Origin of the sequence: Seleniivibrio woodruffii (assembly GCF_004339245.1) — a bacterium.
Taxonomy (GTDB): domain Bacteria; phylum Chrysiogenota; class Deferribacteres; order Deferribacterales; family Geovibrionaceae; genus Seleniivibrio; species Seleniivibrio woodruffii.
This window is the reverse complement of the sequence record NZ_SMGG01000007.1, coordinates 64,809-76,706: the sequence shown is the minus strand read 5'-3', so window position 1 is coordinate 76,706 and position 11,898 is coordinate 64,809. Positions and strand designations below refer to the sequence as shown.

The window sequence follows — 11,898 nt, the reverse complement described above, 5'->3', positions numbered from 1 at the left end:
GCCGAAAAGTTCATCGAACGCAGTTGTGTAGTCCCTCTCATCCTCTTCCTCAGAGATGACTCGCATAACAAGGTCTTTGATGCTGTTGATAGTGCTTTTGGCATCGTTCAGTTGTTCTAATATGCTGATATAACTGTCCTCTATGCACATTAGTTATCAGTATCCTTTTCATCGGGTTTGCCGAGAGCTATGAACTGAATATCATTGGCTTTGATAGTGTGTTTTGAGTGCTTTTCTGAGCCTTTATCCCATTTTCTGTATTCAAGCTCACCGGAGACAATGATAAGACTGCCTTTTTTGAGGTGTTCATGGCAGGCTTTACCATATTCGCCGAAAACGGCAATTTCTATGAAGAGAGTGTTATCACTCTTTGGTTTGTTTGATGCGAGAGTGAATACGCATACCGGAATATCTTTGCCTGGAATATATCTGAGTTCAGGGTCTGTGGTTAATCGTCCTAAAAGATGTGTTTGATTCAGATAAGCCATTTTAGCCTCCTCATGTTGTTATCTGATTCATTAATGAGAAGACGGTTAAATGTGTGATGGGATAATAGCTGTTTACTTATAAACTTCTTATGATTAAAATTATATATGAGGGAAATATGATAGAATCGAACCGCATAGAGTTTAAACGACAGTAACTTGAATTAACTATAAAATAGAATTGTATTCTCAAGTAAGAATCGTGATTATGTATTCAAAGAGATTGTAGGATTAAATATATTAAATTTTACTGTATCAGTATGATTCTGGTTTTATGTCCTGCTCAATATCTTTAATGATATAACCTATTTGACGTCTAAAGTTTTTTTCAATTTCAATTGGTGTCATACTGCTTAGCGTGGCTTGGTTAAATTTTCTTGGGAAATATTCCTTAAGTGTTTTAACCATTTGTTCGTTGGTGTATTTGTCAAAATTTGGGATATAGTTGGTATTATGAAAGTTTTTAATTATTTCGTGATATGTCCTAACAAAAGACTTTACAGAAATTTTACCAACTAGCTCATAACGAACTAAAAGTTTTTTTACTAGATAGTCCAATTGATGCAGCATTGTTTCATCATTTACTTGAGAATAGTAAAATACCCAGCCACGGCGTGTCTTATCAAATATGCATCCAGAGATACGTAAATTTAACCTCCATTCCACAATTTCTTTTCGTTTCTCTCGAGAATAATTATACTGAGTAAGTATTTTAATAAGACTCTCAATAAGTTTCTCTTTAGCAGTTGATTTGACTGTAACCATATCACTATTAAAGACATAACCCAAAAAATTAAATGGTTCATTAATTAAAGATATTGAAGATTTATCTGATTTATTAAAATCATGAATCTTAAGTTTATTATCTCTTTTTAATAAAGTCTGAATAGTATTTGCTATTAGATCTTTATTTGTGTCGTTGCTAAGGACTAATATGTCGTCTACATATCTGAAGTATGCCATTTCTTGATTGTTTTGAAATTTTTGATCAAAGTTGTGTAAATATAATGCTGCTAATATATTTGAAATAGAAAGGCCTTGTGGAACTCCGCACTGTTCTTCAACATTATTTAACTTATTAGATTTTGTTACACTACAAGTACAGATTGCTTTTTTGATAAGTGAGGTAGCTTCCTTCTTTTTTATTTTAGAGTGGATAATTTTGAAAAGAATTTTATGATTAATTGATGGATAATAGTTAGTTATATCTGTTCTTATTACGTGCGTGTACATGCCACTGGTAATGGCATCTTTGAGATGAGAAATAGTCGTTTGCGGTAAAGTAATATTAAGTGAATCTTTAAAGACTTGACTTATAAATATTTGTAAAACCTTTAAAACAATTCGGTCTCTTATCGTTGGGATTGATATTTTTCGAGGATACTTGTCCGGTCCTTTTGAAATTAACAATAGCTTGTACTTTGTAAATACATATTGTCCATTTAGACATTTTCTTTGAATTACATCAATATGTTCATCTAAGTTTTTTTCGAATGTCCGTATTGAGACCCTATCCAAGCCAATTGTAGTTGAATGCCTTATGTGCTCGTTATAAACATGTATGATATTCTCTTTTTTAAAAGATTTCTTAAATAATTCTGAAGCTTTCATCTTAAAGTTTTATGTAATATGATTGGGGTTAAAATAGGAATTATAAATAGAATAGGGACAATAATTTGTGATGTGATGTAAATTTCTGTAAACTGGTAGAATTCATATGCAGTTGGTTTCCCATTATTGATAGCATTTCCGGAAAGAAATCTTTTTACTTTCATGACAATATAGTCTTGGGCAAGATGGTTTTCAATGTTATTTAGAAGTTGACTATATTCATCCATTATTTCTATTGGATCGGCATTTGATTCGCATGCTTTATAGTATAAATTGTCTAAAGCTGTATAGTTGTCTTGGAATAAATGAGATCTCTCTGAAAACCTGTTTTTTGCAACAATCAGGGAGATAATAAGGAGAATAATAGAAAGGAGTATGTTTAGATGTTCTAAATACACACTAGAGCATATGGATGTGACAGAAAAATAAGAGTATACAATATTTACGATAGAGTAATATACAAGAAGGTATTCTGACCATTTTTTATTGTTTAGCAATCGTTCACTTGCTTGAATTCTTGAGAGTCTTGTTATATATATCTTATTTTGAATTTTCCCAAGAGTTTCTTCTTTTGAAATTGTCATATTTTCCTCAAGAGTTTGGGGCTTTATATTTACAGGTACTTTCCACTTGCTAGCAAGTTTTAGAAAGGTTTTGATGCCTTTAACATTAGCTTCATCCCTATTCGGAATTATTTATACAATGTATAAATAAGCCCCAAACATATAATTCTATCATGGTATTAACATAACAGCAAAGGAGTTTCTTTAAGTTACTAATGACGATAGTGTTAAGTTCTGGGTTAATCTTGCCTTAAAACTTTATTATTATAAAGGATTCGTCGTTTTTGAATTTAGAAGAATATTGTACGAATTTGTTTCGCAGAGATAACAGAATATGAGTTAGTGATAATAATCTAGTATAACTTGAATATTTTGTTTTTGTATTGCTTGTGTTTGTTTGTCCAGTTTTTTAATTAAAAAACTGGACAAATATTTATAAGAGATGTAGTCTTTGCTTATGAAAACATCTGAAATAATAAATAATAAAATAGATAGGCTGCCTAAAGGATATGTGTTCACCTATAATGATTTTCTTGATGATGTGACAAGCAGTCAAGCTGTAATAAAAGCTCTTAATCGTATGGCCGCATCTGGTAAAATAGTAAAACTGGCTAAAGGAAAGTTTTATAAACAGGAGAAAACTTTATTTGGAGAGTTGGAACCGAATCAGCAGCAGATAGTAAAGGATCTGCTTGAGACAAATGGGAAAATAGACGGATATATCACCGGTCTGAGTTGTTATAATAAACTTGGTTTAACCACTCAGGTGAGCAATGTGATACAGATAGGTAAAAACATAGTCAGAGCATCGTTAAAAAGGGGCAATTATTTAATATCCTTTGTAAAACAGAGGAATGTCATTACAAAAGATAACATCTACCTGTTGCAGATATTGGACTCAATCAGGTACATAAAGAAAATTCCTGATACTTCCATTGAAAAGTCCTGCGTCCGTTTGAAATCAATCCTAAGAGACTTAAATAAATCGGATATTGATAATATAGTAAGATTAGCGATGAAATATCCCCCATCAACAAGAGCTTTACTTGGTGCATTATTGAGTGAGATCGGTTATGAGGAAAAAACTGTAAAGTTAAAAGATTCACTCAACTCTGTTACAATTTATAAGTATAAGGGAGCTGCTAAAATCCTTACTTCATCGGCTCAATGGAATATAAAATGAAACTGCATAATAATCCGACTCTTTTCAGACAAGCAATTCAGGCGACAGCTCAAATGATGGGCATTAGAGAAGTCTATGTAGAAAAAGACTACTGGGTTACTTTGGTGCTTGAAGCTATATTCACGGCTGAAGCGAAGGACTATGTTGTTTTTAAAGGTGGAACATCTTTATCCAAGTGTTTTGGTGTAATAGAGCGTTTTTCGGAAGATATTGATCTGGTTATAAGTTATGACGAGGCTGAGTCGGATAACAGTAAAAACAAAAAACTAAGAGCAGTCAGTAATATAGTATCCGGCATACTTGAAGAAATTGATGTCGATGGTGTTACTGTCAAAAGAGGTATGAACAGAAAAACATGCCACTCCTATCCCAAGACATTGAAAGGAGATTTTGGGCAGGTCAGGGATTATATAGTAATAGAAGCCACTTGGCTTGGTTACTTTGAACCTAAAACAGAAGTACAGATTGAATCGTATATTGCTCAGATGATGAAAGCCAGACAGCAGGATGCATTGATTGCCGAGTATGAAATGACTCCATTTGTTGTTAATGCTCTTTGTCTTGAAAGAACCTTCTGCGAGAAAATCATGAGCCTGATTCGTTTTTCATACAGTGCAGATCCAAATCAGGATTTGAAAATGAAGATCAGGCATACCTATGACATCCATATGCTTTTACAAAGGGAGGAAATCGTACAGTTTCTGCATTCTGACCAATTTCGTGAGATGATGCTTAAAGTTAGAGAGGATGATAAAAGAAGCTACAGAAACAACAATGAATGGCTTGAACATCCTTTTGAGGAAGCGTTGATATTTTCAGATACCGTTACGGTCTGGACAAAACTTGTAGATACTTATGAGCATGAATTTATGGGCTTGGTTTATGGACAGCCAGTTGATGAGCAAAGTGTTATGCAGTCATTATTGGTTATTGCGAACAGGCTTAAAGAAATATAGGAACATTGATGTAACTAATTTGCATATAAGCTATTCTGCTGATTCTGCCTGATTATAGAGAAAGTATCAATTTTGTTAACAAAGGTTTTTATTAGGTTGTTTTCGTGATTATTCTTTATTATTAGTATGTTGTCTTGTCTTTGATGCCAGGAAATAGAGCGTCTGGAATAGGCTTAGAAAAAAACCACTGCTTCAAACACTTGAAGCATTCTTGAAGCAAATGCTTCAAATTTTGAACGAAATTGAACGGTTTTGAACGATTTTAGTTTGTTAAAACAACTTATATAACTTGCTGATAATCAGGCAAGTTATTGATAAAAAACAAACGCCCCCGGCATGACTCGAACATGCGGCCTCTGGATTAGGAATCCAAATGTGCTATTTTATATAATATTTGTAATATTGTGTAAATAAGGTTATTAAAAAATCATTTGCGCCATATTTGCGTCACAATTAGAATTCGCTAAGGTTGGAAAAATTCCTAAATGCTGATTTAAGCGTTAGTCAATATTATGTCAACCTCTCCTGGTTTTAGTGTTTTGTCTCCAAAAAGTTTTGTTTGTGTTTTGCTTTTTTCAGATAATGGTTTTTCAATTATATTAACTGCATGCTTAGGAAAATGTTTCTTAAGAATTTCCAATGTAGATTGAAATGTAAATTCTCTTTTGTCTGTTCTTGCATATACTGTATTTTTTTCTTTCATGATTTTAGCGCAATTCATGAATACTGTATCGAGAAGATTGTAATATTCTATTATCATCAAATCTACCAGTGTGAATCGTTTTATTATTTATACTGTGTGGGCCATTTGATTCACCTAATAGCCATAACCTCAACCATTGATCAGCATGATAATTAGTAACTGAATAGTAAGGTGGTGATGTAAATAGAAGAGAAAATTCAATTTCATTTTCTTTTGCACTATTAACAATATCATAAAGCTGCTCTGTGCTATCTCCTAACGATACAAGAGCCTCTTCTAATTGAGGAGTCCCTTTTCTGCGCCGCTATACAACAGTTCGGCGGAAAGGCGGGCAGAGACAGGAGCGTGGCGCTTCCGGCAAGACTATACTTCCCAATCAAGGACGGTGCGCTCTGGGAAGGAACGCAGAAGGAAATCAATCGGTATCTGATGAATAAGCTGACTGAGGCTGTGCCATCAGGATAATTGATTTAATCTTTACAATAAATACGCCGAATGTCATAATAAAACTTAACTATTAAAAACGGAGTCTTATTAATGAGTAATCTTGTTATTTCTATCCCTGAAGGGAAGATTAAAGACTATATAGACGGTACTTTTAGAAATGATACTCCCGAAGAATATGTAAGACAAACAGTCGAAAAACGTTTGGTCAATGAGCATAAATATTCAAAAGATCGTATTAAGGTTGAATATACGATGCAAATGGGGTCTGGTAAAAAAAGAGCGGACATTGTTATCTTTCCTAATAGCCTCTCTCCAGAAGAGCAAAACGACCAACACAATATTTCTATTATTATTGAATGTAAAAAAGAAGACGTTAAGCCGGACGACAAAGACAATGGATTAGAGCAATTAAAAAGCTACATGGCAGCATGTGTTAATTGTGAATGGGGAATGTGGACTAATGGTCTTCATAAGACTGTTTATCGTCGAGTTATTGATGAAAGTAAAAAACCTCAAATCGTTGAATTTAATGACATACCTTCTGCGGACGGTGTATCAGACGAAAACGAAAGACCAGTGCGTGGCAATCTAATAAAAGCATATGAAGACAACCTTCTTTTCACTTTCAAAACATGCCATAATATTATTTATGCAAATGAAGGTTTCCAAAAGCAGGAAGCATTTTTTGAGTTTCTGAAGATAATATTCTGTAAAATCCATGACGAGAGAGAACTTTTTAATCCTATAGAGTTTTATGTAACCTCGAGAGAACGTAATTACCGTGATGGACAAATTTCAGTTAATAAAAGAATCAATAACATATTCTCTCAAGTTAAGAAAAAGCATTCTCAAATTTTTGCTGCAAATGATGAAATACAGCTTAAATCTATTACTGTAACCTATCTGGTCGCAGAACTGCAGAAGTACTCTCTGCTGACAACTGATATTGATATTAAAGGCAAGGCATATGAAGAGCTTGTTGGAGCTAATCTCCGTGGAGACAGGGGCGAGTTTTTTACTCCAAGAAACGTGATGCATATGGTTGTAGATATGATTAACCCGCAAATGAACGAAAAGGTACTTGATAGCAGTTGTGGTACAGGCGGCTTCTTGGTTGTGGCGATGAAGAAAGTAATTGACCTTATCGTTGAAAAGCTCGAAACGTCTCATGGGAAATTGAAAGATGAATGGAATACTGATATTTATGCAATATATCAGAAAACTATATCTGATATAGCTCGTGAAAATTTTTATGGCTTTGATATAAACCCTTCCCTTGTGAAAGCAACAAAAATGAACATGGTCATGAATAATGACGGAAGTGGCAATATTCTGAAACTTAACTCCCTGCTTCCTCCGCACGAATGGGAAGAAGATGTAAAAAAACAACTGTGTGAATCACTTAAAATTAAGCAGGGTAGTATTACCAATCACAACAATATAAACCAGTTCGATGTAATAGTTACGAACCCTCCTTTCGGCTCAAAAATACCAATTCAAGACCACAGTATTCTTGAACAGTTTGAAATAGCATATATATGGCAAAAAGATAAAAAAGGCTCATGGAATAAAACAGATAGACTGCAAAGTAGTGTTTCGCCGGAGCAACTTTTTATCGAACGAATAATTCAGTTGCTTAAACCGGGCGGAAGGGCTGCGATAGTTTTGCCTGATAGTATACTTGGGGCTCCCGGATTAGAATACATTAGGTTCTGGCTTATTAAAAATGTGAAGTTGATAGCAAGTATAGATTTACATGCGGATACGTTTCAACCTAGAAACGGGACACAAACATCTGTTTTAATTATACAGAAGAAGACACCAGAGGAAATCCGTGAAGAAGAAGTGAACGGATGTATGGCAGACTACAATATATTTATGACTATGGTAGACCATATCGGACATGATAAGCGTGGGACAAAAATTTATAAAAGAGACGAAGACGGAAATCTTGTTATAGTCGAACAAGAAAATCTGGTTAAGGAAAGAGACAGAGACGGAAATATGACTTATCGCAAAGAGATAAGTCAGGAAAGAATTGTGAATGATCAAACTGTTCATGTTGCAGAAATATTTGCAGAATGGAAGAGACAGGAAGGAATATCATGGTAGGCAATACAGCACCACGACATATCCATGACATAGAAAAACCTGAAAAAGACTATACATTTTTACCGGATAAGCCTAAAAGCACATCGGTTTCTCTGAATGATATTATTCATAATAAGATGAGATTTGAGGCGAGTGCTTTTGATTTGGAAGCAAAGGCAGCGATTAACTTAGTTAAATATTCAAAATATGGTTATGTTTATTTATGGAGTAATAATGGATTAGTAGCTAATGCGTTTCATCGTCCACGTTTTAAACGATTATTCGTAGAGAAGTCCGCATTTCCTATCTTTCAACCATCAGCAATATCAGAAATTTATCCCAAGGCACAGCAATATATTTCTGAAAAAACAGATACAAATATTGACCTATTAAAAGTTAAAAAGGGCATGGTTCTATTAACCATTTCAGGGACGATAGGTAAATCATCTTTTGTGTCTTCTACTTTGGACGGTAACATTTTGAGCCATGACTTATTAAGAATATCTGGAAAAGAGCAATATGACGGTGGATACATTTACACATTTTTCAAGACTGATACAGGGCAAAAGATACTACAGTCTAATAATTATGGTGCTGTTGTTGAACATATTGAGCCTGAGCATCTGCAGAATGTTGTGATTCCGAATGCACCTGAAGACATAAAGAATACAATTCATCGGTTAATAGAGACTTCATACGAATTGCGTGACGAATCAAATGAACTTATGGATAAAGCTGAAGACATCTTATATGAAGAGTTATCCTTGCCCTCTTTGGACGATTTAAAAGTTTCGTATTTTCGAGATATTGATAATGTACGAAATTTTCAGGTTAAATTAAGCAGACTGAATATGCGATTTGACGGAAGTTATCATCTGCCTTTAATTGATATTATTGAAGACCATATAAAAAAACATGCAAAAGATGTTAAAAAGCTCAAAGACCCCACTTTATCACAGAAAATTATTCTCCCCGGAAGATTTAAAAGAGTATATGTTGACAAAAACAATGGAGTCCCCTTTTTCGGCGGAAAACAGCTATTAGAGCTATCTCCAAATTGTGAGAAATATCTTTCCAAAGCCTTACACAAAGAAAGAGTAGCTGAACAACTATTGTTAAAGGAGAATTGTATCCTTGTTACCCGTAGTGGAACAATAGGCAAAACAAATATTGTCCCTAAACATCTAGAAAATTGGGCTGCCAATGAACATATTTTAAGAATTTTCCCTTTTAGTTCGGATATTTCAGGATATTTATACTGTTGGCTTAATTCGGAATATGGTTATAGTCTCATAACGAGAAATACATATGGGGCTGTTGTTGATGAAATCGACAGCAATCATCTTGGTGATGTCAGTATCCCATTGCTTAAAAATCAAGATAAACAGAAAGAAATTAATTCGCTTGTATTAAAAGCAAATCAGCTTAGATCTGATGCATACTATAAAGAACAAGAGGCAATCAGAATAATGAATGAAGACGTTATAGGAGTGCCTAAAAACTAAGCCATCTTCTTCCCGCAATTATAGCACGTCTTGCTGTCGGAAGTATTCACCGATTTGCACTTGGGGCAGATTATTGTGGTGATGACGATACCCTTTTTTGAGCCTTTGGGCTCTGCGTTCTGGTCAGAGTGACAGTGGGGACATATACCTGCATCATACTTAATAAGCTCACGACATTCACTGCATTTTTTATATCCGCCTAAACCTTCTCTGCGTCCGAGCATGGGTAGCACAATAACAGCTATCGGAAGTATCGCAACAAGCAGAACCCACCAGAATGAACGGCGGTACTGTTTAACAAGATATGCAGCAGTTGCTACGCATATAATCCACAAGACGAACATTATCATTTCTGCTCCAGACGCCACCTTCGTTATAATTCTATCAAATTTTTCTTAACATCCCTTTTATGATATGATATAGCGTTTTTGTCCCGTCGCAAGGATTGGTGACTGTTAACGTCTTCTCATTTAATCTAACTTCTATTTCTACCGGTATGTCCCTTGATTGGACAGCACAACCAATATCTAAATGCTTAATAATGGAATCAAGTAGTTTTTTCTTACTATAAGCATTAAGATTATGATACTTATATGAAGGGATTGCTTTGCCTCCACGTTTAGCGATTTTACCCGCTTTTCCTCCTCTATTCTGCACAGAAGGGTTCTCACGTATAGGTGAACCCACATAGTTTGCGATGCCTTTACGTGTTTTTAGTGTTTGTCTATGTTGTCTATGCCTCTCTCTAGCTTTTTTTTGTGATGACTTAGATATTACCTTAAAACCGCCTATTGTTTTATATCTGCCAGGAACATCATTATCATCTGGACCTATCGGAGGAGTATTCTTTTCATCAACTTGTTCTTGATTTAATGATTTCAGAAGTTCAATAAGTTGCTCTATATTAATTCTTTGCATCATTGTCCTCTTTAACAGTGATGCCTCTATTTAAGCTATCTACTTCAATTATAAATCCTGAAGATTTCTCATTATATGAAAGGTTAACTCTGTTACTACCAATGAAATGAATTTTTAGATCATTACGACTATCTTTCTTGTCAAGAGAGCCGAATGTATACAGAAAACATAGAATAACAATAATAAATACATTCATTATTATAAAAAGATTACATTTTTCAAGTGATTTAGAGTTTTCAAGGTTAGTAACGAAATTTTTCGAAGAGTTTTCATTAAACCGTTTTACCATCCAATCATTAAAAACATCTTCAGCATTCCAGTCTGCCTCTGGTTCAAGTGACTTTTTTTCTAGTTCATCTCTATAATCACTTATAGCTTTTGCCGTTGGCATATGTTTTATATTTTTATACTTAAAAACTTTAATAAAATAAAAAAGTGCTCCAAAAAAACATATGAGACTAAGAAATAATAATATGCAAAATATCTTATGCTTATCATCAGACAGTGCAAGAGTTACTTTATTGGTGAAGAAAACATATATGCTAATAAACACCATTAAGACAGCCATGGGTAATTGTTGTCTGTTTCTTATGTGCTCAACACGTCCCAGTTCATGAAAATATATTTTCTCCGCAAGATTATATAATTTATCATCTGGCATATAGTTTCTCCATACTGTAAACTATAGAGATGATAACATATTAAATAAAAGATGCAATCATATTAGGCTTTTATTATTTGAATTGTATTAGAACCTTGCCTAAGAAATAAATGATACAATAAATGTCTTAATTATTATCTAATTCTTACATTAGCATTTTGTTGTTGCTAGACCTATGGTATCAGCGATAAGGGGCATGTCTCCCTTTTGGTAGGCTTTCATAGATTTCAGTATCTCATCAATCAAAACAAACTCCCGCATAAAATAATCGGGATGATAACTTGAAAGCTGCCTGAAAATATATAAACGTCTTGTATTGTTTTGGGTGTGATATCAGAGGGTTAAAGAAAAGGCTCCGCCGTTGAGCGGAGCCTAATTGATTTTTACTGAAACAGCCCTGCTTTTGTTTCGCCCTGTGCGGTGGACAGAGCATAGTTTTCTACAACGTCGCCTTTGAAGATTACAAGCAGAGTTTTCGTTGTGTCATTCGTGCCGCCGACAAATGCTCCGGCAAGCGGTACAAAGTTGATAGCCTTCTGGGATTTCCTGATAAATGAGTATTCCCATTTCTCAAGACCCGATTCTGTGAAGTCAACCTTCTGCGGTTCACCAAAGCTCCTGCGAAGATCAGCCTTCGTGGATGTTCCTTTAATGATTGTCTGCGAGACAGACTCATTCGTTGCTTCAGCAAGTTTAGAGTTGCCTGTCTTCGCCGCACACCCGGTAAACAGCACTATCGTCCCAAGCAGTAACGAGATAATAAATACTTTCACGA

12 protein-coding genes are annotated in these 11,898 nt (G+C 34.5%); 4 read left to right on the top strand and 8 right to left on the bottom strand.

The genetic code is table 11. The features are described from left to right. Positions 1 to 149: 149 nt before the first annotated feature. From C8D98_RS12800 to C8D98_RS12790, 3 genes are all read right to left on the bottom strand, one after another. Entirely contained in the window at positions 150 to 488 is a 339-nt protein-coding gene (locus C8D98_RS12800) for a single-stranded DNA-binding protein (RefSeq protein ID WP_132874561.1), read from the bottom strand. A 252-nt stretch (positions 489 to 740) separates the two neighbouring features. After that, positions 741 to 2,096 carry a reverse transcriptase domain-containing protein gene (locus C8D98_RS12795; protein WP_132874560.1) on the bottom strand — a complete coding sequence of 452 codons (1,356 nt, stop codon included), beginning with the start codon at positions 2,094 to 2,096 and terminating at the stop codon, positions 741 to 743. Then, positions 2,093 to 2,680, bottom strand: coding sequence for an SLATT domain-containing protein (locus C8D98_RS12790; RefSeq protein ID WP_132874559.1), 588 nt, complete (start codon positions 2,678 to 2,680; stop codon positions 2,093 to 2,095). Before C8D98_RS12790 ends, C8D98_RS12795 begins: the two co-directional genes overlap by 4 nt. A gap of 436 nt (positions 2,681 to 3,116) precedes the next feature. Between C8D98_RS12790 and C8D98_RS12785 the strand changes: the two genes are divergently transcribed. Both C8D98_RS12785 and C8D98_RS12780 read left to right on the top strand, forming a co-directional pair. Further along, complete coding sequence (locus tag C8D98_RS12785) at positions 3,117 to 3,842, top strand: DUF6088 family protein (RefSeq protein WP_132874558.1); 726 nt, start codon at positions 3,117 to 3,119, stop codon at positions 3,840 to 3,842. A gap of 53 nt (positions 3,843 to 3,895) precedes the next feature. Next, the gene (locus tag C8D98_RS12780; protein WP_207891281.1) at positions 3,896 to 4,798 is read left to right on the top strand and encodes a nucleotidyl transferase AbiEii/AbiGii toxin family protein; all 903 of its coding nucleotides are present in this window, start codon (positions 3,896 to 3,898) and stop codon (positions 4,796 to 4,798) included. Between the two features lie 493 nt (positions 4,799 to 5,291). On the opposite strand, the gene C8D98_RS12775 is transcribed toward C8D98_RS12780, so the two are convergent. Then, positions 5,292 to 5,558, bottom strand: coding sequence for a hypothetical protein (locus tag C8D98_RS12775; protein ID WP_165871335.1), 267 nt, complete (start codon positions 5,556 to 5,558; stop codon positions 5,292 to 5,294). Positions 5,559 to 6,038: 480 nt separating this feature from the next. Between C8D98_RS12775 and C8D98_RS12765 the strand changes: the two genes are divergently transcribed. Then, entirely contained in the window at positions 6,039 to 8,060 is a 2,022-nt protein-coding gene (locus tag C8D98_RS12765; protein WP_132874556.1) for a type I restriction-modification system subunit M, read from the top strand. After that, a complete protein-coding gene (locus C8D98_RS12760) occupies positions 8,030 to 9,544 on the top strand; it encodes a restriction endonuclease subunit S domain-containing protein (RefSeq protein ID WP_207891280.1) in 1,515 nt (504 codons plus the stop codon). The genes C8D98_RS12765 and C8D98_RS12760 overlap by 31 nt, the downstream gene beginning before the upstream one ends. Here C8D98_RS12760 and C8D98_RS12755 read toward each other — a convergent pair. From C8D98_RS12755 to C8D98_RS12740, 4 genes are all read right to left on the bottom strand, one after another. Further along, complete coding sequence (locus C8D98_RS12755; RefSeq protein ID WP_132874555.1) at positions 9,541 to 9,894, bottom strand: zinc ribbon domain-containing protein; 354 nt, start codon at positions 9,892 to 9,894, stop codon at positions 9,541 to 9,543. The two genes, C8D98_RS12760 and C8D98_RS12755, sit on opposite strands and share 4 nt — an antisense overlap. A gap of 34 nt (positions 9,895 to 9,928) precedes the next feature. Next, the gene (locus C8D98_RS12750; RefSeq protein WP_132874554.1) at positions 9,929 to 10,462 is read right to left on the bottom strand and encodes a hypothetical protein; all 534 of its coding nucleotides are present in this window, start codon (positions 10,460 to 10,462) and stop codon (positions 9,929 to 9,931) included. Next, positions 10,449 to 11,123, bottom strand: a complete 675-nt coding sequence (locus C8D98_RS12745) for a hypothetical protein (protein WP_132874553.1) — start codon at positions 11,121 to 11,123, stop codon at positions 10,449 to 10,451. The genes C8D98_RS12750 and C8D98_RS12745 overlap by 14 nt, the downstream gene beginning before the upstream one ends. A 383-nt stretch (positions 11,124 to 11,506) precedes the next feature. Continuing rightward, complete coding sequence (locus tag C8D98_RS12740) at positions 11,507 to 11,896, bottom strand: hypothetical protein (RefSeq protein ID WP_132874552.1); 390 nt, start codon at positions 11,894 to 11,896, stop codon at positions 11,507 to 11,509. Positions 11,897 to 11,898: the final 2 nt, after the last annotated feature.

What these genes read in the sequence shown, in the direction of transcription:
- C8D98_RS12800 (WP_132874561.1), bottom strand. Translation starts at nt 488, where the DNA reads ATGGCTTATCTGAATCAAACACATCTTTTAGGACGATTAACCACAGAC.
- C8D98_RS12795 (WP_132874560.1), bottom strand. Translation starts at nt 2,096, where the DNA reads ATGAAAGCTTCAGAATTATTTAAGAAATCTTTTAAAAAAGAGAATATC.
- C8D98_RS12790 (WP_132874559.1), bottom strand. Translation starts at nt 2,680, where the DNA reads ATGACAATTTCAAAAGAAGAAACTCTTGGGAAAATTCAAAATAAGATA.
- C8D98_RS12785 (WP_132874558.1), top strand. Translation starts at nt 3,117, where the DNA reads ATGAAAACATCTGAAATAATAAATAATAAAATAGATAGGCTGCCTAAA.
- C8D98_RS12780 (WP_207891281.1), top strand. Translation starts at nt 3,896, where the DNA reads ATGATGGGCATTAGAGAAGTCTATGTAGAAAAAGACTACTGGGTTACT.
- C8D98_RS12775 (WP_165871335.1), bottom strand. Translation starts at nt 5,558, where the DNA reads ATGATAATAGAATATTACAATCTTCTCGATACAGTATTCATGAATTGC.
- C8D98_RS12765 (WP_132874556.1), top strand. Translation starts at nt 6,039, where the DNA reads ATGAGTAATCTTGTTATTTCTATCCCTGAAGGGAAGATTAAAGACTAT.
- C8D98_RS12760 (WP_207891280.1), top strand. Translation starts at nt 8,030, where the DNA reads ATGGAAGAGACAGGAAGGAATATCATGGTAGGCAATACAGCACCACGA.
- C8D98_RS12755 (WP_132874555.1), bottom strand. Translation starts at nt 9,894, where the DNA reads ATGATAATGTTCGTCTTGTGGATTATATGCGTAGCAACTGCTGCATAT.
- C8D98_RS12750 (WP_132874554.1), bottom strand. Translation starts at nt 10,462, where the DNA reads ATGCAAAGAATTAATATAGAGCAACTTATTGAACTTCTGAAATCATTA.
- C8D98_RS12745 (WP_132874553.1), bottom strand. Translation starts at nt 11,123, where the DNA reads ATGCCAGATGATAAATTATATAATCTTGCGGAGAAAATATATTTTCAT.